We start from the raw sequence: 22,220 nt of genomic DNA, 5'->3' as shown, positions 1-22,220 counted from the left end.
TCAAGCGATCTTGGGCGTGGCGCGCACGCCGAGGTGGACGTACGGCGAGCCGTCGGCGAGCTCGTAGAAAACGGCCGACAACCACTGCGGCTCCCCTTCCGGGCGGCCGACGAAGGTGACGTCGTCCACCGGGACGAGGTCGAACTCCATGGGCGGCTGCACCCCGGCGAGGGCGCCGGTGGCCTCGCCGTACAGCGAGAGCCTGCCGTCGCGGACCGTCAGCGTCATCCGGCTGCCCGCCCGCTCGTACACCCCGGCGTACCGCTCGACGTCGGTCTCGAACGGCTCGGCCGGCGGCCCCAGCACCGGCGGCACGGCCAGGACGAGCAGCTCGTCGAAGAGCTCGGTGGCCAGGGCGTGCTGGAACGCGGCGGTGTGGCCGCCGTTGGCCAGCACGCACACCACCGTCTCGGTGTCGGGGACCGCCCAGAGCATGGCCGCCTGGCCGATGGTGTTGCCGCCGTGGGAGATGACCCGGCGCCCCTGCCACTCGTCCAGGATCCAGCCCAGGCCCCACTGCTTGCCGAGGGTGTACGGGTTGGGGATGTCCACCTGCGGCTCCCACATCGCCCGCGGGTCGGCGAGCAGCCCGGTGCCCAGGTGCGCTCGGGCGAAGGCGACGACGTCGGCGGGACGGGCGCAGATCAGCCCGGCCGGGCCGCAGGAGCGCATCAGGCCCCAGACGGGGGCGGGCGCTCCGTCCAGGTGGCCCATGGCCCCGCGGAAGCGCAGGACGTCCTCCGGCAGGGTGTGGGTGTGGGTCAGGCCGAGCGGCTCGATGATCTGCTCGCGCAGCGCGGCGTCCCACACCTTGCCGGTGAGGCGCTCGACGACGCGCCCGGCGATGGTGAATCCCGCGTTGCAGTACGACTGGGTGACGCCGAGGGGGTGGTTCTGCGCGAGGTCCGCGCAGGCCTCGACGTATTTCTCGATGCAGTCGTCACCGCGGCCGGTGTCGAGGAAGAAGTCGCCGTCGATGCCGGAGGTGTGGGAGAGCAGGTGCCTGATCGTGACGGTCTTGGTCACCTCCGGGTCGGCGACCCGGAACTCCGGCAGGACCTGGACGACCGGGGTCTCGAGCGTCAGCGCGCCCCGCTCGACGAGAAGCATGATCTGGGTGGCGGTCCACACCTTGCTGACCGAGCCGATCTGGAAGAGCGAGTCGGTGGTCACCTCCACCCCGGTGTCCATGTTGAGCACGCCCGCGGCGAACTCGTGGACCTCCCCCTCGTGCAGGAAGGCCAGGTTCGCGCCGGGAACCTCGTACTCGGCGATCAGTCCTGCGAGACGGTCGTGCCAGCGACCGAGATCCATTGCTCCAGCCACGCGACGATCCTTTCGTTGTAGTCCACCCGATGGGACGGGCGGCCGTTGAGGATGAACAGGTGGGAGCCGCCGGGATAGCGGACCAGCCGGACCGGCACGCCCCGCTCCCGCAGGGCCGCGAACCACTGCTCGGCCTGACCGACCGGGCACCGATCGTCGTTCTCGCCGTGCAGGATGAGGGTGGGCGTGGTCACCCGGGCGACATGGGTCATCGGGGACTGGCTCGCCAGGTCGCCGCCGCACTCATACATCTTCAGGAAATATCCCATGTCGGAGGTGCCGGCCATGCTGACCAGGTCGCTGACGCACCCGCCGGGGACGGCCGCCTTGAAGCGGCCGGTCCGGGTCGGCAGCCAGCAGGAGATGTAGCCGCCGTAGCTGTAACCGGTCACCGCGAGCCGGTCGGGATCGGCGAGGCCCTCGGCGACCAGCTCGTCGATCGGGCTCAGGAAGTCGCCGGTGTCGGCGATCCCCCAGGCGCCGAGGGCGGCGGTGTAGAACGCCTCACCGTAGCCGTCGCTGCCGCGCGGGTTGACGGTGAGCACGGTCCAGCCCCGGGCCGCGAGCACCTGGTGGTAGAGGTGCACGCCGTCGAAGACCGGCGCCCACGCGTTGTGCGGGCCGCCGTGCACGTCCAGCAGGAGCGGTCCGGGCTCGGTGAGCCTCTCGTCCCGCAGCACGAACCCCTCGACCGCTGTCCCGTCGGGGGCGGTGAAGGTACGGCTGCGCGGGGTGAACAGCTCGACGTCGGGGAGCGCGTAGGCGGTGAGCCTGGTCACGCCCGGCGCCGTCGCACCGGAGACAGCCGGGCCGCCGCCCGGTGGGACGCCGGTCCGGCCCGCGGGCCACTCCGCGAGGTAGACCTCGCCCGCGCTGTACGGCGTGGCGGCGACGTAGGCGATCCCGCCCTCGGCGGCGCTGACGCCGGAGACCACCTGATCCCCGCCGACGATCTTCTCGCCGGGCGCGCGGTACAGGTGGGTGAGTCCTCTGTCCCGGGCGCAGAAGATCAGGTCGTCCCCCGCGAGCTGGGGCGCCGCACCGGGATAGCCGGGCGCGCCCACCATGACGTTGCGGTCGAGCCCGGTCTCGACCTCCACGAGCCCGTCCGTCCCGAGGCTGAACAGGCGGGTGTGCCCGACGGGGTCGCCGGCGTATCCCGCCACCAGCAGCCGCCCGCCCAGCCACCAGGCACCCGTGCAGATCACGCCGGCGCCGGTGAGCCGCTCGGGCTCGCCGCCCGAGGCGTCGACCGAGTAGACCGCACCCGTGACGGCCAGATCGCGGTCGGGCTCCATGCTCGCGGCGAAGGCCAGCTTCCGTCCGTCCGGCGACCAGGACGGCTCGCCCGCGTGGAAGTCTCCCGAGGTGAGCTGCCGGGTCTGTCCCGTCGCCACGTCCACCACGGACAGGTGCGTGGTCAGACCCCGCAGCAGGCCCGCGCCGTCCGCCTTGTACTCCAGGCGGTCGGCCACGACCGGGGCGTGCGGGTCGGGGTCGCCGTGCGGCGCGCCGTAGGCGATCCCGGTGCCGTCGGGAGACCAGACCGCCGCGCCCGCGCCCAGCGGCGCGGCGGTGAGGACGCGAGGCTCGCCGCCGTCCATCGGCAGCAGATGGATCTGCGGTTTCCCGTCCACGGGACGGAGGAAGGCCAGCGAGTGCCCGTCGGGCGACCAGCGCGGGGAGGAGTCGCGCGGGCCGCCCGTCAGAGGCCGCGGCTCGGCGCCGGGTGCCGCGAGCCAGATCTCGGAACGGTTGTCGTCGGATTCCCGGTCGGCGGTCACGACCACGTAGGCGACGCTGCTTCCGCCGGGACGCAGCCGGGGATCTTCCGGTACCGCGATGCGGTAGAGGTCGCTGAGGGAGAGGCGGGGCATGTCCGAACGTTAGGCCGCGTTCGTCACCGCTTCTTCGGTCTCCATGACGAACCGGGCCCGATCCGTTGTGCTGTTCTCCAATCGCCGCGCGACGCCGCACGCACCACGTCCGCCCGCGGTCTCGGCATCCGCGTCGATCACGCACGGCCCGGCCGCCTCCGCCGTCCGGGCCAACCCGGCGGGCGGCTGAAAGTTACACGCCGGCCGGCACCGTCCTCACAGGTCAGCGGGCCTTCCGTGATCCGGCCGCTTTCCGTTCCGGGAAAAGCACGCCTAGCATCGGCCGGGACGACGGCAGGAGTGAGCGATGCGCGGAAGCGGTTCGGTTCTGGCGGTTCTGGCGGCTGTGGCCGTGACCCTCGGATTCCTTCTGGTGAGTACGGCGGTGCCGGCGCAGGCGGCGGCCGTCAGGATCATGGCGCTCGGCGACTCGATCACCGGCTCGCCCGGCTGCTGGCGGGCCCTGCTGTGGGAGCGGCTTCGCGAGGCCGGCCACACCGACATCGACTTCGTCGGGACGCTGCCCCCGCAAGGCTGCGGGATCGCCCACGACGGGGACAACGAGGGCCACGGCGGAGCGCTGGTCACCGACGTGGCCGACCAGAACCAGCTCCCCGGATGGCTCTCGGCGACCCGGCCCGACATCGTGATGATGCACTTCGGCACCAACGACGTCTGGAGCAACCGCCCCACCGCGACCATCCTGGCCGCCTACGGCAAGCTGGTGGACCAGATGCGGGCCGACAACCCCGACATGAAACTCCTGGTCGCCCAGATCATCCCGATGAACCCCAGCACCTGCGGCGAGTGCGGGCAGCGGGTGTCCGCGCTCAACGCCGCGATCCCCGACTGGGCGGCGGCCAAGACCACCGCCCGCTCGCCCATCGTCGTGGTCGACCAGTGGACGGGCTTCAGCACCGCGGCCGACACCTACGACGGCGTGCACCCCAACGCGGCGGGCGACCAGAAGATGGCCGGCCGCTGGTTCCCCGCCCTGACGGCCCTGCTCGGCACGGCTCCGACCACCTCCCCGACCCCGACCGTCTCACCGACCCCGACCGTGACTCCCCCGGCCGGTGCCTGCGCGGCCACCTACCGGACCGTCAACCAGTGGCCGGGCGGCTTCCAGGGCGAGGTGACCGTCACGAACACCGGGACCGCCCCGCGCACCGGATGGACCACGAGCTGGGACTTCGCCGACCGGCCGATCAGCCAGTCGTGGAACGCGACGGTCACCCAGACGGGATCCGCCGTGACCGCCGGGAACGCCGCGTGGAACGGCTCCCTGGCTCCCGGCGCGACGACGGCCTTCGGGTTCGTCGCCGCCGGGAACGGCTCCCCCGCGCCCGCGGTGTCCTGCACGGCCCGCTAGCCCTGTATTCCGCACGTGACCCTCATCGACCTGGGGCGATTACCCCTGCACTGGACCAGATATAGCTTCTGACCCGCAACGATGCGGCACGTGCGGGAAACGGGGCTAGCCGTACTTCCCGCCCCGGCGCCCGGCCTCCCGCCACGAGGCCCCTACGGCTCCGCGCGCGTCGGCGCATCGCCGGCTCCTACAGCGCCGCGCACATCAGCGCCTGCTCCAGCGCCGCGCGTCCCTGCTCGGGCCGGCCCGCGTCACCGTGGAGATCGGCGACGACCATCCACGCCGCCGATGCCGGCCGCAGCGCCGTCATCCTCTCCAGCGCCTGCGCCGCCCCGGTCTGGGCGAGCGCCGCCTTCTCCAGCCGCCCCAGGGCCCGGTAGACCTCGGCCAGCAGCTCGTGCGCCTCCACCGCCACCGGCCCCACCATGCCCGCCGCCTGCTCCACCGCCGACAACGTACGTTCCAGGGCCACCTGCGGCTCCTCGCGCAGCAGGTCGAGGCGTGCCATCGCGAGCCGGCACGAGACGATGTCGCCCGGGTGCGCCGAGGCCGCCACCAGCTCGGCATGGGCGTCGGTCAGCATCTGCCCGATCCGCTCGACGTCCTGCGGCCCATGCCGCAGGGCGTACTGGGCCATGCACATCCGCAGCCGGCCCATCGCCAGCCCGTCGTCCAGCTCCGCCTGGAGTCGCAGGGCGCGGTTGCTCAGCAGGTCCGCCTCCAGCGGGTCGTCGAGAATGCGGGCCACCACCGCGCTGTTCCACGAGGCCGCCGCGATCGCGCGGGGCGATCCGATCCGGTCGGCCTCTTCCAGCAGATCGGTGGCGAACTGCGCCATCCGCTCCCGATCGCCGCGCTCGACATAGGCTCCCAGCAGGGTCGAGGCCAGCTCCACCAGCCGGTCGGTCCACCCCGAGGGCACCTCACGTTCCAGCGCCTCCTCACCGACCCGCACGGCGGACGGCAGGTCGCCCACCTCCCGGTGGCACCGGCACAGGGCCAGGGCGATCGAGATGCGCTGCTCGCGGAGCTGCGCCTCCACACCCGCCAGCGCGGCCGTCGTCTCCGCGTGGTCGGAGCACGCCTCGTCCAGCGCGACCGTCAGCTGTTCGATCGCGGCCGGCCGGTTGCCGGCGGCCTCCAGCGCCAGGGCGTAGCCGTAGCCGACACGCCGGCACAGGTCGGGCAGATGGCGGAGCGCCGGTTCGGCGATCAGCCGTGCCAGCTCCTGCCCGGCCTCCTCGACCCGGCCCTGGCGCAGAGCCGTCTCCGCCTGGGCCACCCGGGCGTGCAGGGCCGCCACGTACCGGTCGGTGATGCCGTGTCCCAGCTCCGCGGGAGAGCAGCCCAGCCGGTCGGCCAGGATCCTTATCTCCGGGGCGCTCGCATCCCGCATGCCGTCCTCGATCGCCGCCACGTCTTCTTCGCGCAGTCCCGGCTCCGCGACCTGCGCTATCGTCATGCCGCGCTGCTTGCGCAGCGCCTGCAGACGCCCGCCTACGTTCGTGCTGCTCACGTCGGACTCCCTGGATGCCGCACAGGACGCGAATCCACCCTTGATGTGGATCATCTCAACAGCGCATCTTAACGTCGCTTCCCCTCGCTTCACCAAAGCCAATCCGGTATCCATATTCGGGCGTTGTGTCACACCTACGACACAGGAGACAATCTTCATGATGATCCATAAAATGTCACGGAGGTATCTGTGAAAAGGCGTGTACTGGCCGGAATCGCCGTCACGGCGGCCGCATTGTCCGTTGCCCTCGGATCGGCGGGCACAGGCATGGCCGGTCCAGCCGTGCAGAGCCCCCAGGAGGCCGCGGCCCCGCCGGTGAAGGTCTCGCCGCCTCCGAACCTCGAGGGCGGCGGCCTGTGCTGTTACGAGTAGGCGCCGGCCGCTGAGGGGCATGGCGGCCCTGGCCCGCCGACGGGCTCCGCGGCCCCCAGGGGCTGATCGGGCGGGTCTGCGGGCCTACAGGCCCATGCAGGTCAGTGCCCGCTGGTAGGCCGCGACGCTGTCGCCCGGTTCCTCGACCTCCTGCAGTATCCGGGCGACGGCGAGCCAGGAGCGCGTGGTCCGCCGCGTGGAGGGCACCTCCCGCAGCCACGCGGCCACGGCGGCCAGCTCGCGCACCGCTTCGCGCCGCCGCCCGAGTCCGGCCATCGTCTGGCCCGCCAGGAGACGGATCTCGGCCTGCCGGTCGCGCGGCAGATGCTCGATCTGGTCGCGCACCGCCGCCAGGTACCCTTCCGCCGCCTCCGGGGAGCCCAGCAGCAGTTCGGCACGGATCAGGTTCACCGTGCATTCGAGAGCCTCCGCCGCGCCGGCCGGGCCGGTGGCCGGTTCGGCCCGCGCCGCGATCAGCAGCCGGCGCCACCGGCCGGCGTCCGCGGGCCGCGCGCTGAGCGCGATCCCGGCGCACGCGACGCGCAGCCGGTTCAGACCGGGCGGGTCGCCGAGCTCGGACTGGACGGCCAGGGCCCGCTCGACGTGTGCCAGCGCCTCCTCGCCGTGCCCGCTCTCCATCGCCAGCACCGCGGCCGCCCGATGCGCCGCGATGAGCGCCACGGGGGTGCCGAGACGGCCGGCGGCCGCCAGCAGTTCACCGCGGAACTGGCCTCCCCGCAGCAGGTCTCCGCGCTCGGCGTAGGCGAGGAGCAGCTCGGCGCCCAGCCGGACGTGCTCCTCGCTCCAGGCCGGCCGTACCGCGCCGCCCAGGATCTCCTCGGCCACCCGCACGGCCGCCGCCAGGTCCCCCCGCCGGCGGTGGCACTCCGACAGCGCGCGGGTGACGCTCGCGTACAGCTCGGCGGGCATCTGGGCCGCGTCCCGGTGCCGCACTCCGGCCAGCAGCGGGATCGCCTCATCGAGTTCGTCGCAGGCCCGCAGGGCGCCGGCCAGGCCGAGCTCGGCCTCCTGGCGCAGGTGGGGAAGGCTCGCGATGGCGTCCTCGGCGAGCAGGGCGGTGTAGCGGGTGCGCGCTTCGGCCGCCCTGTCGCCGTCCAGCGCCTGCCGGGCATGTCTCAAGCCGAGTTCGAGCTCTTCCTGCTGCTCGGCCGTCACGCCGCTGACCAGGTAGGACAGGGAGCATTCGAGCTTCTCGGCCAGTAGCTCCAGCACCGCCGGCGGTGCGGTCCGCTTGCCGTTCTCGATGAGAGAGACGTAGCTGTCCGACAGTTCCGGATGAGCGAGCTCCGCCTGGGAGATGCCTCGCTGGCGGCGAGCGGTTTTGATGCGCTGTCCGACTGGGGCTGTAGCAGTAGACACGATTATCCCTCGCACACGGACCGTTCGATGGGCAGCGAGCCTGCGCCCGGACGTCTGCGTGCTCGACAAGCCCCAGGCATCCTTCACATCCCGCTACGGCATCATTCGCCACTTTAGGAAATGCTATGACCTTTACCACCCAATTTGCTGATCAACGCCCCTGATCGGCGTGTCATCCGAGCACTCCTGGCGGGCGGGACCGCCGGCCGGGGAGCCGCGGCGGCGGGGCGCGTCTTGCCCGGCCCTTGATGCGCGCGCGGTGGAGCCGTCCGGCTCCGGCGTGTCATCGTCGAGGAGAGGGAGGAGGCGACCCATGACCCCGCTCTACCTGCAAGGCTTCCTCGCCCCGGTGCCCGACGAGATCGACGCCTTCGACCTGCCGGTCAGCGGGGCCCTTCCTCCCGCGCTCACCGGCCGCTACTTCCGCAACGGCCCCAACCCGCTGCCCGGCCGCGACCCCGGCCACTGGTTCACCGGGCCCGGGATGGTGCACGGCGTACGGCTGCGCGACGGCCGTGCCGAGTGGTACCGCAACCGCTGGGTGCGGACCCGCGCGTTCACCGAGGACGCGCCCTTCGTCCGGGACGACCTCTCCGTCGACCTCACCGCGGTGCCCGCCAACACCCACGTCCTCCCGCACGGGGGCAGGATTTTCGCGCTGGTCGAGAACGGCCTGCCGTACGAACTCACCGCAGAGCTGGGGACGGTCGGCCCGTGCGACTTCGGCGGCCTGCTGACCACCGCCATGACCGCCCATCCCAAGCGCGACCCGCTCACCGGCGAGCTGCTCTTCTTCGGCTACGGCTTCATACCTCCCTATCTCACCTACCACCGGCTCTCGGCGGACGGAGCGCTCGTGGAGAGCCGCGAGATCCCCGTGCCGGGGCCGACGATGATGCACGACTTCGCCATCACCGCCGGTCACGTCGTGTGGATGGATCTGCCCGTCGTGTTCGACCTGGCGCTCGCCGAGGGCGGCATGCCGTACCGGTGGGACGAGCGCTACGGCGCCCGCCTCGGGGTCATGCCGCGCACCGGCGACGCCGGCGTGACCTGGTCCGACATCAACCCGTGCTACGTCTTCCACACGGCCAACGCCCACGAGGACGGCTCCGGCCGCGTCGTGCTCGACACCGTCCGCTACACCCCCGCCGAGTTCGCCGCCGTCTGGGAGGACATCGGCGGCAGTGCCCACCCGGCGGCCAGGGCGGCCGTGAGCGGGACGGCCCACCTGCACCGGTATGTCCTCACACCCGGCGCCGCCGCCCGCGAGGAGCAGCTCGACGACCTCGACGTGGAGTTCCCCACGCTGCACGACGGCCGGACCGGCGGCCGCAACCGCTACCTCTACGCGGTCTCCTCCGAGGCGATCGTCAAATACGACGTGCGGAGCGGGGCGAGCGCCCTCCACAAGACAGGACCGGGCCGGATGGCCGGTGAGGCGGTCTTCGTCCCCGCCCAGGACGCGCGAGGAGAGGACGAGGGCTGGCTGATCTCCATCGTCACCGGCGGGCCCGGCGTCGGCTCCGAACTGCTGGTCCTCGATGCCGCCGACCTGTCCCGGGTGGCCTCGGTACGGCTGCCGCGGCGCGTCCCGGCGGGTTTTCACGGCTCCTGGATCCAGGACGGCTGATGGCGGCACCGCGACCGCTCGCGGCGCCCGCCCCGCCGGGGGGATCAGCGCCTGAGCGCGTCGGGAAGCTTGTCCAGCAGCCCCTTGAGGTCGTCGGCGTGCTCCTCCTCCTGGGCGAGGAGGTCTTCGAAGACGCGCCTGGTGGTCACGTCGTCGTCGCCGAGCCACTGGACGATCTCGGTGTAGGAGGCGATCGCGACCCTCTCCGCGACCAGATCCTCCTTGATCATCTCCACCAGGTCGAGGCTGGCGTCGTACTCCGCGTGTGAACGGGTGGTCAGCGTGTCCGGGTTGAAGTCGGGCTCACCGCCGAGCTGCACGATGCGCCGGGCGAGCCGGTCGGCGTGCTCCTGCTCCTCGGCGGCGTGCTCCAGGAACTCCGCCGCCACCGGCTCGGCGTAGATGCCGCTGGCGGTGTAGTAGTGGCGCTTGTAGCGGAGCACGCAGACCAGCTCGGTGGCCAGCGCCTCGTTGCACACCTGGATCACCCGGGGGAGATCGGCGCCGTATGCGGAGGTGATCGGCCCCTTGTCGATCTCCTGACGTGCGCGGGCCCGGATTTCCTTGATATCGGTCAGAAATTCAGCCATGGTCTTCCCCTACCCCGAATCTCCGATCCATCAAGTCCCGCGGACGTCAACAGAAGATCGACGTCAACAGAAGATCTTTGACGCGGAGCGGTGCTCGGCCGGCGGAAAACCCCGGCTCGGCACTTCCGGGAACAGGACCGCGTCGCCTGGTGACGGCCCGGGACACGGCCGGGAGGAGGAGGCGGGCGGTCGGGAGCGCGCTGCCACCGGGTTCGCAGACGCTCACGGCAGAGCGTGGCCGGGCCCGGCGGCGGGCAGAGCGACTGCACCGCGACCGGTCACTCATGACGGCTTCAGCCGCCCACCCTGCCGTCCGACGCGCGGATCGCGTACACGTTGCCGTTCACGCTGCCGACGTGCACCCGCCCGCCCGCCACCACGGGGGTGGTTCCGATGTCGCCGCCGGTCTGGAAGCCCCACCGGCGGGTGCCGGTGGCGGCGTCGAGGGCGTGCAGTTCGCCGTCGCCGGCCGCGACGTACAGGGCGTCGCCGGCCAGGACGGGGGTGAACGGGCCTGGGGCCCTGAAGCCCGCCCCGCCGCCGAGGGAAGAGGTCCACCGGGTCCTGCCCGTGGTGGCGTCCAGCGCGTGGAGCCGGTCCCCCACGCGTGCCAGGTACGCGACACCGCGGGCGACCATGAGGGCGTTCGTGGTGGTATGGACGCCGCGGCCGGCCTCGAAGGTCCACAGGCGCGCGCCCGTGGCCGCGTCGAGCTTGTGCAGCACTCCCCCGCCGCCCACGTAGACGGCCCCGCCGGTCGCCAGGGGGCCGGTGAGGATCGGGGCGCCGATCTGGGAGCGCCACCTCGGCCTGCCGGTGATCCGGTCCAGCCCGTGGAGCCGGCCGTCCCCGGCGGCGACGTAGACGGTGTCGGCGGTCGTGGCCACGCCGGCGACGCCCGTGCGCCCGTCGGCGCGCAAGCGCCAGCGGCGTTCGCCCGAGCCGGCGTCCAGCGCCACCACACCGCCGGGGCCGATGGCATAGACGAGGTCGCCCGCCGCGTGCGGGGTGACGCGGCGGATGAAGCCGCTCGCCCTGCCACGCCATCGCGTCCGGCCGGAGGCGGCGTCCAGGGCGATGACCCGCGCGCCGGTCCAGGCGTACACCGTGCGCCCGTCGATCACGAAACCGCTCGCCTCCGGGGTCCTGCGGCTCCACCGCGTCCGGCCGGAGACCGCGTCCAGCGCGACGATCCGGCTGAAGGTGCTGGCGTACACGGTGCCGCCGGCTCGAATCGGGCCGGACGTGACGAGGCCGCCGGTCTGGTGACTCCATCGCAGGGCGCCGGAGACGGCGTCCAGCGCGTACACCTTGCCGTCGCTGCTGCCCGCGTGCACGAGGCCACCCGCCACCACCAGGTCGTCGCCGATGGGACCGTCGGCGGGGAAGCTCCATCCGGCCGGGCGGGCGGCGAGCGGGCCGTCGTCGGGAACGACGGCTGCCGGCTCGTAGCGGGCCAGCAGGCTTCTTTGAAGCCGCGGGGTGAGCACCCGGATGGCCCGCCGCGAGGCGGACCGCAGGTGGACCAGGGCCGGGCCCGCGGTGACGATGGACTCGCTCAGCATCCCGCTGGGCAGGCGGGGCAGCGTCTGCGACAGGGCGTGGGAAGTTTCGGTCGTGGGGTCGTACCTGCCGGTCTGCTTGACGCGGCGGACCATGGCGGCGAACGCCTCCCGTGCGGCGGCCGGAGTGGAGAACACCCAGGCGACCGAGACGGACACGACCGCTTCCTCGTCCGTCGCCGGTATCCAGTCGCAGTCCGCCGGCTTCGGCGTCGATGCTCCCGCCACGGTCCGCCGTGCGGGGCCGGGGCGGTAACCACCGCCGAGGACGCCCAGCGCGCGGTCGCCCAGGAGGGCACAGGCGTCCGGCCAATCGGACAGGGGGGCACCGCCAGGCGGGGCGGGGTCGCCGGACAGCCCGTGAACCAGCGTGTACGCGACGATCCAGCCGGCCTCGTCGTGGACGAAGGCCATGTCCCCGGTCGTGCCCACCAGGTTGGGCCAGGTGGGGGGCAGCGCGATGGGCAGCGCGCGGATGCGGCCGGTGACGGTGTTCAGGGAGATCAGGAAGGTGGGCGCCGACCGCCTGCCGTCGATCAGGAGCCCTTCATCTCTGAGCTCCGGGTAGTTGCCGACCTGGAAGGGCCGGCTCCATCGCTCCGGTTCCGAGGACCCGGCGGCCGGAGAACGCGCAAGGGCCTCGCGCGCGGTCGACAGCAGCCGGCCGTCCGGCGCGAAGAACGACTCCACGCCTCCGCCCACGATGTCCAGGTACCCGTCGGCGCCCGCCGTCAGCGAGAGCGAGGCGTCGGCCTGCCCGGACGGCGGCAGTGAGCGCGTCCAGTCGGGGCGCAGGGTGTGCGGGTCGACGGAGGCGAGTTCGATCCTGCCCGCGCAGTCGCTGACCAGCACGACCGAGCGGGCGGAGGCGGCGCTGTGCAGCAGGCAGTCGCGCGGGCGGACCGTCTGCGCCGTGATCCTGCCGGTGCGGAGATCGAGGGAGGTGAACGTGTAGGAGCCGCGCGGCCGGTCGAGGAAGGTGAACGTGTAGGGGCCGCGCGCCCCGTCGAGGAAGGTGACGCCGCGCTCGGTCACCATGATCCTGGGGCCGATGTAGCGGGGGACGCCCTCCACGAGCTCGACGGGCTCGACGGTGACCGTTGTGCGCCACAGCGGGGCCCCGTCGGTCAGCTCGTAGCCGGACAGGCGGCGGTCGGCCTCGCCGGGCACCTGTCTCGCCACGACGATCGTCGTGGCCGCGACCCACACACCGGCGATGGGGACGGCGTCGGCGGGGATGGCGTACCGCCGCCTGCCGGTCCGAGGGTCGTGGACCGTCACCGCCCCCTGCGGCGTCGCCACGGCCAGGCCCCCCTCCGCCACCCCGTGGCGCGGGTTGTTGAGCGAGAACGAGGCCTTCTCCTGGTCGGGCATGGACCAGGCGGTCCGCCAGGCGGCGGGCGCCCACGGCAGGCGCGGCGCGTCCCCTGCCACGACCGGGCAGACCGCCAGCGCCAGGAGGATCGCGAGGACGCGCAGACCGCGCACCATCAGCATTTCCTGGTCTTCGGGAACAGCTCGCACGCCTCGGCCGCCGGCATCGGCGCCCATCCGCCCAGCGATGACGTGGTGGAGAAGGAGCGATAGGTGTCGCCCCCGCCGGTCAGCCGGAACGGGCCCCCGTCCGGCCCGTTGATCACGAGTTGCTCGGCCCGCTCCTCCGCCAGCACGGTGGCGAGAAGGTCGAACTCGTAGTACGCCTCCGTGCCGCTGATCGTCATGCTCAGCGTGACGCGCTCGTCCCTCGTCAGGTCGATCTGCTTCGTGGAGAAGTATCGGACGCCGGGATCCTTGGCGGTGACGAAACGGGGCGCCGCCTTGTCGAGGTCCGCGCGGAGCTCCACGGTGCCGACCTCCCCGCTGCCGCTGGCGGCTTTCAGATACGCGCCGTCCGACACGGATTTACGCGCGACAATCCGCGGCTTCAGGTCGACGATGCGCATACTGCTGCGATTTCCCACGAGGACGACCGTGATATTCATCCAGTCGATTACGGCAGCCCGGTGGCGGGTCAGCAATGCCTGCCGTTCGTCGTCCGTCGCATGGGCGCCGAGGAAAATCCTCCGCTCCTCCGGATCCGTCACCGGCTCTCTCAAAGCGATGTCCCGATCGTCGGTTTCCACGGCCACGTGGCCGATCGTGACGGGCGGAGCACCGCTGACCCGGTCGATCACATCCGTGCCACGGGAGCCGAGCCAGGCGGTGAACACCGCCCCGGCGGCCGCGACGAGCACCGCGCCGACAATTCCGGCCACCCACGCACGCGCCGCTTTCCACCCGCCGCCTTCGGGGTTCTCTTCTGCCGGCGGCGCATTCTCGCCGTCCTGGCATTTCTTTCCGGGCTTTCCTCCTCGACCATTTCCCATGGTGCGATGTCCCCCAGTCAGAAAACGCGAACAGGGTGAGCACGAATATGCCGATCATAACGTCGCGTGCCCGGCCGGTGACGTGATTGCGGCAAGAAACCACCCCACCGCTCGCGGGTTTCTCCGAGATCGGCCAGGATGAGTCGTTTCGGTGCTCCGCCCGGCCGGTGTCGCGTTCGTTGATCCCGGTCGGGGGTGCGGGCCGGCCCGGCGTGGCGGCGGCATCGTTGAGATGTCCGATAGCGGCCATCACCCGAGACGGCCATGCGGAGGCGGGTACGGTCCGGGCGTGGTATCCCTACGTAGGACTTTTGGCAGCAGCGTACGCATTCCGGCCATCACCTCCGCGCGTCTTGCGCGTGGACGGCTGGGCCCGAACGGCAGCACGGAGATCCGGGTGCCGGTCGGCGGCCAGGCCGGACGCCGGCCGGAACCGCGGGATGGGGGCTTCATGCGGCGGATGGGTGCGATGGCGGCGGTGTCTCTCGCGCTGGTCTCGGGCGGGTGCGCGTCAGGGGCGGACGATCCGGAGGGCACGCCCACCAAGGCGGCCGCGCCCGTGGTCCCGCCCGCCGTCGGGAGCGCGGAGGCGGTGGTCGTCTCGCAGCGGGACTGCTCCGAGCCGGCCCGCGCCGCTGACGGGTTCCAGGCGGCCTCCGTCCGGCCGAGTTGGAAGCCGCTCTCGGTGACCGGTGAGGCGGGCGCCCTCCATGGCGGCGCGATGGCCTCGGACGGGGCGTTGTGGGCGCTGCGCGACACGGGAGAGGACCTCACGACGCCGGTCCGCTGGAAGGACGGCCGATGGGAGACGATGGCCCCGCCGCCCGGAGTGAAGGTCGTCAAGGCCCTGGCGACGAGTCCCGGCGGCGAGATCTGGGCGGTCCAGCCGGGGGCGGAGACCTGGCAGGGGGGCGTGCTCGGGAGCGCCGGGTGGCGGGAGTCGACGCTGACCGTGCCAGGCAATGTGCGGGAGGACGGCCCTGCCGACGCGCACGGCGGCTGGGTGAGCTTCGGCGCCGCCGCCGTCCACTGGGACGGCACGAGCTGGAAGCGGGTGGACCTGCCCGCCGGCCAGGGAGGTGAGGGGGCCCCCGTCGGATACCGGCTGTCCGGCTCGGACGAGGAGGTCTGGGCCGTGCCCGCCGAAGGGCACAGAGCCGTGCGGTTGCGCGACGGCGTGTCGCAGGTGGTGGAGTTCGCGCTGCGGATCGATGCGAAGGAGGCCATCCACGACACCCAGGGCGGCGCCTTCTATCCGCAGGCCGTCGCGGTCGTCGGCGCCGACGAGACGTGGGTGCTCGGGGCGGCGGCGTTCGGTACCCATTACCTGGAGGAGGGCGAGGACACCGAGGCCGGACGGGTGGTGGCGCTGCGCCACACGCGGGGCACGTGGCGCTGCACGTGGGGTCCCTTCCACCGGGAGAACTTCGAGGGCGCGTTCACGGACGCGGTGCCGGACGGGGACGGCGGGCTGTGGGCGGTGACGGCGGAGTCGACGCTGTGGCACCTCAGCGGCGGGCGCTGGACCAGGGAACGCCTGCCTGCCGGCGAAGGCGCGGAGCCGCACGTCACCGACCTGGTGGCCACCGGCCGTGAAATCTACGCGCTGGGCTCGGTCGCCTCGGGGGAACAGTCCCACGGGGCGCTCTGGCGCGCCGGTTAGGTGGTTTCCCGCCGCCTGCCGGTGACGGGCGGGCGGCGGCCCCGGCCGGGAGCCTGATATCACCCGCCACGACACGGGGACGAGGGGATCACCTCGCCTCCGGCTGTGCCCGTCTCACTGGTTGAGGCGGGCGGTGACGAGGTCGGTGAAGCCGTTGGCGAGCAGGATCACGGCGATCGCGGTCAGCAGGATGCCCGCGACACGGTCGAGGATCATGGCACCTTTGAGCGAGATACGTCGCTGGACGTGACCGGACAGATACAGCGTCACCCCGGTGACCGCGGCGAAGCACAGGGCGGCGATCGACAGGGCGAGCTTGTCCTGCAGGGTGGTGGCCGCCGCCGCGGCGGCGACGCCGAAGGCGAAGGTGGTGCCGCCGACGGTCAACGGGAAGCTGAGCGGGGTGAACAGAATCGACTTGGGATCCGGGACCGGCTCGGATGACGGTGCGACGCCCGACTTCTCCTGTTCCTGAAGTTTTTCCAGCTCTTCGACGGCGCCGGCTTTGCCGCGCATCAGCGGGATGGAGGCGTACGCGAGGGCGATGCCTCCGGTGGCGGTCAGCGCCGCGGTGCTGATGCCGAGCAGTTTGAGCAGCGGCTCGCCGACCCACAGCGCGGCCAGGACGAAGACGGCGACGTTGATGGCGAGGCCCAGCGCCAGCCGGTTGACCTGTGCGTGACTGTAGGGCCGGACGATCGGCAGATAGGACGCCAGCGCGGCGACGGGGCTGTAGAGCCCGAACAGCGCCAGGAAGAGAATCAGTGCCGGGTGAGTCATCGCGGTCCTCCCGCCGTGAGGCTGATGGCCGCCGATCCCGTGCCGGATCGGCTGCCGCCGGTCACGGGGGGATGGCGCGGGGACGGCCCCGGCCCCGTGCGTCGCTTCGGGATCTAGACCGGGTCGCGCAGGATGGGGCAGGTCATGCAGTGCCCACCGCCGCGGCCCTTGCCCAGCTCGAAGCCCTCGATCTCGATCACGTCCACACCGTGCTCGCGCAGCTTCCTGTTGGTGAACTCGTTCTTGTGGTACCCGACCACGACGCCCGGTTCCAGTGCGACGAAGTTGCTGCCGCTGTCCCACTGCTCCCTGGCCCGCTGGTAGTCGTCTCCCCCGGTGGGGACGATGTCGAGCTTGCCTATGCCGAGCGCGTCCTCGAACGCGGCGGCCAGGTTCGGCTCCCGGTGCACCTCGACGACGCCCTCCTTGTCGCCCGGCCGCAGCGAGTAGACCGCCGCGTTCTCCACGACCGGCGGGTAGCCGGTGGCCTTGTCGACGTCCAGCAGCGTGAACACGGTGTCGAGGTGCATGTAGGAGCGGTGCGGCGGGATGTTGACCGCGAGCACCCGGGTGGCGGCCCCGGCGGCGAACAGCTCCAGGGCGAGGTGCTCGATCATGATCGGGCTGGTGCGCTCGCTGACGCCGATGGCCACGACGCCGTTGCCGATGGGCATCATGTCGCCGCCCTCCAGCGAGGCGCGGCCGAAGTCCTCCTCGTCGAAGCTGCCGTCGTCGCCCATCGGCGGGTACCAGTAGGCGAAGCCGTCGCCGGCGAACATCGGGTGGAAGTGGTAGACGATGCTCTGGTTGATCGTCTCCAGACGGCGGGCGTGATAGTAGAGCGGGTTCAGCGAGACTCCGCCGTACAGCCAGGCCGAGGGGTCGCGCTGGTAGAGCGAGTTCGGCAGCGGCGGCAGGATGAACGAGCCCGTCTTGGCCATCGCGGTGACCAGGGAGCGCGCGTCGAAGCCTTCGCGGCCGGCTTGGGTGGCGGTGACGAACTCCTCCTTGGTCAGCCCGCCGATCAGGTGTTCGGCCAGCTTCTCCCCGCTCCAGGAGGCGAGCTCGGCGCGGACCTCGTCGACGAGGACGGGTCCCACCGTCAGGTGGCTGACCATGCGTTCCACCGCGTGCCGCTTGGCCTCGGGGGCGGCCTCCAGGGCCTCGGCGAGCAGTTGCTGGTGGTGGAAGACCTCGATGCCGCGGCCGCGCATCATGGCCACGAACGCGTCGTGCTCGCTCTGCGCGCGGCTGACCCAGAGCACGTCGTCGTAGAGCAGCTCGTCCTTGTTGCTCGGGGTGAGCCGCTTAAGGCTGAGATCGGGCCTGTGCACGATCACCTGCCGCAGCGTGCCCACCTCGGAGTGGACTCCGTATTTCGTGCTCACAACGCCCCCGAACGTTGTCGAGGAAGCATCTGCCGATGCTCCGCGGAGAAATGGGCCGGGCGTCTGGCGGATCGCCTGCGGCATGTACACGTGGCTTTCGTATGCCGACGTGTTATGTCCGTTGTGCCCCGGGTCGGCCCAGTTCAAGCGTGCTCCCGGGCCGCGGTCAGGTCAGCTCGGCCAGCACCGACGCCAGGTCGTCGTAGGTGCCGCGGAGGCCCTCGGCGTTGCCCAGGCGGTGGCGCTCCAGGCGGATGGCCCCGATATGGCGGGCCTCGTAGATCCGCGAGCGCCACACCGCGGAGGCGGAGCGGTCCAGCGTGCCGTAGCCGTCGCCGTCCCAGAACGCGTCCCGTTCGGTGCCGGGCCTGGCCAGCGCCATCCGGATCGTCCAGTCCGCCGAGGGATCGCCCCACAAGGTCCGGTCCATGTCCAGCACGCCGATGATCAAGGGCTCCGGGGCCGTGTCGTCGAGCATCACGTTGACGGTCCACAGGTCGCCGGAGAGCATGCGCGGCTGCGTGATCTCGTCGAGGACCGTGTGGTGGTCGGCGGCGACGGCCGTGACCTTGCGCAGGTCTGCGGCGTCCAGCCCGAGGCCGTCCAGGTCGGCGGCGATGTCCTGCAGAGACGCGATCACCGCCTGGCTCCAGGTGGTGTGCGGCGGCCCGGCGACAGGACCGAAGTGCGGGCCGCGCACCGCGTGCACCGACTTGGCGATCGCACCCATCTGCCGGAAGAAGCCGGCCCGGGCCGAACGCGGATAGGCGCCGAGGCGCTCCGGGGCGGGCACGCCGTCGAGCAGGCTCTGCACCATCCAGTCCCGGCCGATCACCTCGTGCGACCAGTCCGCCGCGATCACCCGCGGCATCAGCGGCGCGATCGCCGTGAGCCACGGCACGCTCGCGTACTCGTTGCGCATCAGCTGCCGCTCGGACCGGAACTGCCGCTCCGGCTCCGGGGCGATCCGCAGGATCACCGGTCGTTCCTGCCCGGTCACGGTGACGCGGTAGGTGGTGTTGTACATCCCCAGGCCCAGTTCGACGGCCGAGACGGCACGGGCGTCGGCGCCGAAGACCCGGTGACAGATCGACTGGATCTCCTCCTCGGTCGCCGGCCGCTGGAACGCCTGCGCGCCGCGCTCGATCGGCTGGAATCTCATTGCGCGTCCTCGCCTTCGGGAGGGCCGGCGAGCGTGCGTGCGGCCGCCACGTCGTTCTCGTCCCAGCCCCGGTGGCCGTCGCGCCGGTGCTCCCTGGCCTGTTCGTCGATCCATCGGTTGTGCGCCTCCCAGGCCGCCTGCTTGCTGGTTCCCAGGGCGGCGCCGATCTGCGACCACGAGGCGCCGGCCTGGCGGGCGGAGCGCACGGAGAGCTGACGTCCGTAGCCCGCCTTCCGCGCGATCACCTCGCCCAGCGCGAGAAGCTCCAGCGCCTCGCCCCGCGTCAGGGGCTCCGCGCCGGGGTCGGGAGGTGTGGGCGAGTCGTCCTCGTCGGCCGGCGACGCCAGGGCGTCACGGGCGCGCAGCGCGTCGTAGCGCGCGACCGCGGTCAACAGGGTGAACTGAAGCTCGAGTTCGTCGGGAGTGGACATGGCCCCAGTATTTCGTCAGGACACCTTGACGTCAAGGCACCCTGACGTCAAGGTGCCGGGCTCCCCCGAAGTCACACCCCTGAGGGCTGAACAACCTGGAGAAGCGCTCGGGAACCGAAGGCTCACCTCTTACGAGATCGCATCAGAGCGTGGCGCTCAGCCGTTGTTGTTGTTGTTATTGTTCTGCGGCCTCGGGCGCGGCGTGGGCACAGCCGTGGACGTAGCCGTGGGCGTGGGCGTGGGCATGATCTCGACCTGTACGACGGTCGTCCCGAGGGAACCGGCCCCGGCGGCGGGGGTCGCGGTGCCGACCATCGACGCGTTGCCCGACCTGGAGTCGGCCGCGTAGGCGGACTCCTGGACCCGTACGGCGGTGACGGCCTCGGACGTCACCGCCATCGCCGCCGCCGCCACCATCGCGGTGGCCGCCACGGCCGCAAGACGCCGGACGCCGGACGCCGGTCCGCGCCACTGTCGCCGGTCCGTCAGTTCCTGACGGCGATTCTGACTTGTTTTTCTCATCCAACGCGCATGCATTGGAACCTCCTATGTCGGTGATGACAGGAATCCTGTCTACGCCCCCGGGGCGTCACACCCCGGCGAGCGGCGCGCCCGGCTTGCGGTCTCGTGCCGATCAGCTGACACATCCCTGAGCTTGGCCGCAGCCGGACCGACGAGGGGGACGCGGCGTTGACCAGGGGCAGACCGCCGCCGCCCGGGACGGCTACCGCCGGACCCCGCCCGCCCCGCGGACGCGGTGCGTCATATGGCAGCCGCCGAAGACCAGAGAAAGGTCATTATCGGGCAATTGGTTCATAAAGCCGCTTCCTGGGTAGCCGCTCTCCCGACATGGGAACCGCGACGAAAGTGCCGCAGACACGGAGCATGAGCGGCGAGGAGCTCTCGGCCGACCACGCGTGGACGACCCTGCGCAGGTACGGCCGCTGGCACCTCATCCGTGACTCCTTCGCCAGATTCAGGTACGGCGACGGAATGACCAACTCACGGGCACTGGCCTTCCAGGTCTGCCTGTCCATCATCCCCGGCGCCATCGCGCTGGTCGGGCTGAGCTCGGTGCTCGACCAGGAGCAGCTCGGCCAGGTGCTGGAGCTGACCCTGAGCAGGATCGCTCCCGGGGCCGGGGTCGAGGCGGTCGAGGACGTGCTCGCCGACAGCCACCGGCAGGCGGGCCGCACCGGGGGGACACTCGCCCTGTGGCTTGGCCTGGTCACCGCGCTGTTCTCGCTGACCAGCGCCATGGCCCAGGTGGAGCGCGGGGCCAACCGCATATACGGCGTGGAGCGCGACCGCCCGTTCCATCGCAAGTACGGCAAGGCCCTGCTGATGGCCGTCACCGCCGGCGCCTTCATGACCGTGGGCTTCGTGGTGATGGTCGGCGGCGGGGCGATCGGGCGGGCACTCGCCAAGGTCTACGGCTGGGACGACGGCATGATGGGCGCGTTCACGCTGGTCCGCTGGCCGGTCGGCTTCCTGCTGGCCCTGCTGTCCGCCTCGGTGCTGTTCCGCGCCGCCCCCCGGCGCCGCCAGCCGGGTCACACCTGGCTGGCGTTCGGCGCCCTGGTCTCACTCGTCCTGTGGACGGTCTTCACCCTGCTGCTGGCCCTGTACACCGAGCGCAGCGGCACCTTCGGCGCCACCTACGGCCCGCTCACCGCCGTCATGGCACTGCTGCTGTGGTCCTTCCTCAGCTCGATGGCGCTCTTTCTCGGGCTGGCCTTCGCCGCGCAGCTGGAGGCGTGCCGCGGCGGGAGCGCGGGGCCGGTCGAACCGGATCCCGGGCCCACCGCCGAGGAGGAGCGGGAGCCGCTGGTGGGAGCCGTCGGCGCGGCGGTCGCCGAGACCGCGCGGGGACTGGCGCGGCTCTGGCGCGGGCGCCGGAGGCGGGGACCCGGCGGGGCGGCGCTCCGGCGGCGGCCCGCGGCCACGCCCGTGAGTGCGCCGGTCGACCGAGAGTGATCGCGCCGGACGGCGGAGGGGACCGCCGGGTCCGCGCACGGCCCGGCAGGCGGCATCCTGTGAGAATGAGCTACCGCGTATGCGTCGTGTGCATGGGGAACATCTGCCGCTCCCCGATGGCCGAGGTCGTGCTGAGGAAGACGCTGGCCGACCACGGGCTGGGCGATGCCGTCTCGGTCGACAGCGCGGGCACGGGCGGCTGGCATCAGGGCCACCCGATGGACGAGCGGGCCTCGGCGATGCTGGCCGACCACGGCTACGACGGCTCCTCGCACCGGGCCAGGCAGTTCCTGGCCGGCTGGTTCGGGCAGGTGGACCTGGTACTGGCGATGGACACGGACAACCTGCGGGCTCTGCGCCGCCTGGCCCCGGCCGGCTCCGACGTGCGGCTGTTCCGCTCGTTCGACCCGGCCGCGCCGCCCGGCGCCGAGGTGCCCGACCCCTACTACGGCGACCGCGAAGGCTTCGCCGACGTGCTGGAGATGGTCAGGGCCGCGTCCAAGGGACTCGCCGAGCACCTGTCGCGGGCTCTGCGCCGCTGAGGACGATCCCCGGGGCGACGGCGCGGACCACCCCGCCGAACGTCGTCCGGGCCGCCCCGCCGAACGCCGTTTGACCCGCCCCGTCGAATGCCGCCCGGCCCTGCGCGCCGAACGCCGTCCGGGCCGCCCCGCCGGGCACCCCGCTGCCCGCCCAGCGCCGTCCGGGCCACCCCGCCGGGCGCCCTCATGCCCGCCACCCCGGGACGGGCGCCCGGGTGAAGTGGGAAACATCCCGGTAACAGAGCCAACCATGCTCTTGACCCCTCCGTGAGGGGCTCTTATG

The 22,220-nt window shown here is 72.1% G+C and carries 18 protein-coding genes; 6 read left to right on the top strand and 12 right to left on the bottom strand.

Translation table 11 applies throughout. The annotated features are described in order from the left end of the window. Entirely contained in the window at positions 1 to 1,326 is a 1,326-nt protein-coding gene (locus tag BM085_RS45540; RefSeq protein WP_245789917.1) for a serine hydrolase, read from the bottom strand. Then, on the bottom strand, positions 1,275 to 3,203 hold the full coding sequence (locus BM085_RS45535) for a S9 family peptidase (RefSeq protein WP_093891415.1): 1,929 nt from the start codon (positions 3,201 to 3,203) through the stop codon (positions 1,275 to 1,277). The genes BM085_RS45540 and BM085_RS45535 overlap by 52 nt, the downstream gene beginning before the upstream one ends. Before the next feature lie 307 nt (positions 3,204 to 3,510). Between BM085_RS45535 and BM085_RS36900 the strand changes: the two genes are divergently transcribed. Continuing rightward, complete coding sequence (locus tag BM085_RS36900; RefSeq protein ID WP_093891414.1) at positions 3,511 to 4,575, top strand: cellulose binding domain-containing protein; 1,065 nt, start codon at positions 3,511 to 3,513, stop codon at positions 4,573 to 4,575. A gap of 187 nt (positions 4,576 to 4,762) precedes the next feature. Here the strand turns inward: BM085_RS36900 and BM085_RS36895 are convergent, their stop codons facing one another. Continuing rightward, positions 4,763 to 6,091 carry a helix-turn-helix domain-containing protein gene (locus tag BM085_RS36895; RefSeq protein ID WP_093891413.1) on the bottom strand — a complete coding sequence of 443 codons (1,329 nt, stop codon included), beginning with the start codon at positions 6,089 to 6,091 and terminating at the stop codon, positions 4,763 to 4,765. 189 nt (positions 6,092 to 6,280) lie between these two features. Here BM085_RS36895 and BM085_RS45530 point away from each other — a divergent pair, with 189 nt between their 5' ends. Next, a complete protein-coding gene (locus BM085_RS45530; protein WP_143121231.1) occupies positions 6,281 to 6,463 on the top strand; it encodes a hypothetical protein in 183 nt (60 codons plus the stop codon). An 84-nt stretch (positions 6,464 to 6,547) separates the two neighbouring features. On the opposite strand, the gene BM085_RS36890 is transcribed toward BM085_RS45530, so the two are convergent. Further along, complete coding sequence (locus BM085_RS36890; protein ID WP_093891412.1) at positions 6,548 to 7,843, bottom strand: helix-turn-helix domain-containing protein; 1,296 nt, start codon at positions 7,841 to 7,843, stop codon at positions 6,548 to 6,550. Positions 7,844 to 8,156: 313 nt separating this feature from the next. On the opposite strand from BM085_RS36890, the gene BM085_RS36880 reads away from it, so the two are divergent. Continuing rightward, entirely contained in the window at positions 8,157 to 9,476 is a 1,320-nt protein-coding gene (locus tag BM085_RS36880; RefSeq protein ID WP_093891410.1) for a carotenoid oxygenase family protein, read from the top strand. Positions 9,477 to 9,520: 44 nt separating this feature from the next. Here the strand turns inward: BM085_RS36880 and BM085_RS36875 are convergent, their stop codons facing one another. The 3 genes from BM085_RS36875 to BM085_RS36865 all read right to left on the bottom strand — a co-directional run bounded on the left by BM085_RS36875 (position 9,521) and on the right by BM085_RS36865 (position 13,994). Continuing rightward, complete coding sequence (locus tag BM085_RS36875; protein ID WP_093891409.1) at positions 9,521 to 10,066, bottom strand: ferritin-like domain-containing protein; 546 nt, start codon at positions 10,064 to 10,066, stop codon at positions 9,521 to 9,523. Between the two features lie 293 nt (positions 10,067 to 10,359). Further along, positions 10,360 to 13,119 carry an outer membrane protein assembly factor BamB family protein gene (locus BM085_RS36870; RefSeq protein ID WP_093891408.1) on the bottom strand — a complete coding sequence of 920 codons (2,760 nt, stop codon included), beginning with the start codon at positions 13,117 to 13,119 and terminating at the stop codon, positions 10,360 to 10,362. Next, positions 13,119 to 13,994, bottom strand: coding sequence for a hypothetical protein (locus BM085_RS36865; protein ID WP_143121229.1), 876 nt, complete (start codon positions 13,992 to 13,994; stop codon positions 13,119 to 13,121). Before BM085_RS36865 ends, BM085_RS36870 begins: the two co-directional genes overlap by 1 nt. A 469-nt stretch (positions 13,995 to 14,463) precedes the next feature. On the opposite strand from BM085_RS36865, the gene BM085_RS36860 reads away from it, so the two are divergent. Then, positions 14,464 to 15,657, top strand: a complete 1,194-nt coding sequence (locus BM085_RS36860) for a hypothetical protein (RefSeq protein WP_143121228.1) — start codon at positions 14,464 to 14,466, stop codon at positions 15,655 to 15,657. Between the two features lie 114 nt (positions 15,658 to 15,771). On the opposite strand, the gene BM085_RS36855 is transcribed toward BM085_RS36860, so the two are convergent. The 5 genes from BM085_RS36855 to BM085_RS36835 all read right to left on the bottom strand — a co-directional run bounded on the left by BM085_RS36855 (position 15,772) and on the right by BM085_RS36835 (position 19,850). Further along, positions 15,772 to 16,437 (bottom strand): MarC family protein, encoded by a 666-nt coding sequence (locus BM085_RS36855; protein ID WP_093891405.1) that lies wholly within the window; start codon positions 16,435 to 16,437, stop codon positions 15,772 to 15,774. A 113-nt stretch (positions 16,438 to 16,550) separates the two neighbouring features. Beyond that, entirely contained in the window at positions 16,551 to 17,825 is a 1,275-nt protein-coding gene (locus tag BM085_RS36850) for an arginine deiminase (RefSeq protein ID WP_245789916.1), read from the bottom strand. 166 nt (positions 17,826 to 17,991) lie between these two features. Further along, complete coding sequence (locus BM085_RS36845) at positions 17,992 to 18,987, bottom strand: phosphotransferase family protein (protein ID WP_093891404.1); 996 nt, start codon at positions 18,985 to 18,987, stop codon at positions 17,992 to 17,994. Continuing rightward, entirely contained in the window at positions 18,984 to 19,418 is a 435-nt protein-coding gene (locus tag BM085_RS36840) for a hypothetical protein (protein WP_093891403.1), read from the bottom strand. The genes BM085_RS36845 and BM085_RS36840 overlap by 4 nt, the downstream gene beginning before the upstream one ends. Before the next feature lie 156 nt (positions 19,419 to 19,574). Then, a complete protein-coding gene (locus tag BM085_RS36835; protein ID WP_093891402.1) occupies positions 19,575 to 19,850 on the bottom strand; it encodes a hypothetical protein in 276 nt (91 codons plus the stop codon). A 453-nt stretch (positions 19,851 to 20,303) separates the two neighbouring features. Here BM085_RS36835 and BM085_RS36830 point away from each other — a divergent pair, with 453 nt between their 5' ends. Next, positions 20,304 to 21,395 carry a YihY/virulence factor BrkB family protein gene (locus BM085_RS36830; RefSeq protein ID WP_218158932.1) on the top strand — a complete coding sequence of 364 codons (1,092 nt, stop codon included), beginning with the start codon at positions 20,304 to 20,306 and terminating at the stop codon, positions 21,393 to 21,395. A 65-nt stretch (positions 21,396 to 21,460) separates the two neighbouring features. After that, the gene (locus BM085_RS36825) at positions 21,461 to 21,937 is read left to right on the top strand and encodes a low molecular weight protein-tyrosine-phosphatase (RefSeq protein WP_093891400.1); all 477 of its coding nucleotides are present in this window, start codon (positions 21,461 to 21,463) and stop codon (positions 21,935 to 21,937) included. Positions 21,938 to 22,220 lie beyond the last annotated feature (283 nt).

This window comes from Streptosporangium canum, assembly GCF_900113865.1.
Classification (GTDB): Bacteria; Actinomycetota; Actinomycetes; order Streptosporangiales; family Streptosporangiaceae; genus Streptosporangium; species Streptosporangium canum.
Note: the sequence above shows the minus strand (reverse complement) of the source record. Positions and strands in the feature narration are given on the sequence as shown.

Bases quoted from the DNA above. Each gene is read 5' to 3' on its own strand.
- BM085_RS45535 (WP_093891415.1), bottom strand. From the start codon at position 3,203: ATGCCCCGCCTCTCCCTCAGCGACCTCTACCGCATCGCGGTACCGGAA.
- BM085_RS36900 (WP_093891414.1), top strand. From the start codon at position 3,511: ATGCGCGGAAGCGGTTCGGTTCTGGCGGTTCTGGCGGCTGTGGCCGTG.
- BM085_RS36880 (WP_093891410.1), top strand. From the start codon at position 8,157: ATGACCCCGCTCTACCTGCAAGGCTTCCTCGCCCCGGTGCCCGACGAG.
- BM085_RS36875 (WP_093891409.1), bottom strand. From the start codon at position 10,066: ATGGCTGAATTTCTGACCGATATCAAGGAAATCCGGGCCCGCGCACGT.
- BM085_RS36870 (WP_093891408.1), bottom strand. From the start codon at position 13,119: ATGGTGCGCGGTCTGCGCGTCCTCGCGATCCTCCTGGCGCTGGCGGTC.
- BM085_RS36865 (WP_143121229.1), bottom strand. From the start codon at position 13,994: ATGGGAAATGGTCGAGGAGGAAAGCCCGGAAAGAAATGCCAGGACGGC.
- BM085_RS36860 (WP_143121228.1), top strand. From the start codon at position 14,464: ATGGCGGCGGTGTCTCTCGCGCTGGTCTCGGGCGGGTGCGCGTCAGGG.
- BM085_RS36855 (WP_093891405.1), bottom strand. From the start codon at position 16,437: ATGACTCACCCGGCACTGATTCTCTTCCTGGCGCTGTTCGGGCTCTAC.
- BM085_RS36845 (WP_093891404.1), bottom strand. From the start codon at position 18,987: ATGAGATTCCAGCCGATCGAGCGCGGCGCGCAGGCGTTCCAGCGGCCG.
- BM085_RS36840 (WP_093891403.1), bottom strand. From the start codon at position 19,418: ATGTCCACTCCCGACGAACTCGAGCTTCAGTTCACCCTGTTGACCGCG.
- BM085_RS36830 (WP_218158932.1), top strand. From the start codon at position 20,304: ATGAGCGGCGAGGAGCTCTCGGCCGACCACGCGTGGACGACCCTGCGC.
- BM085_RS36825 (WP_093891400.1), top strand. From the start codon at position 21,461: ATGAGCTACCGCGTATGCGTCGTGTGCATGGGGAACATCTGCCGCTCC.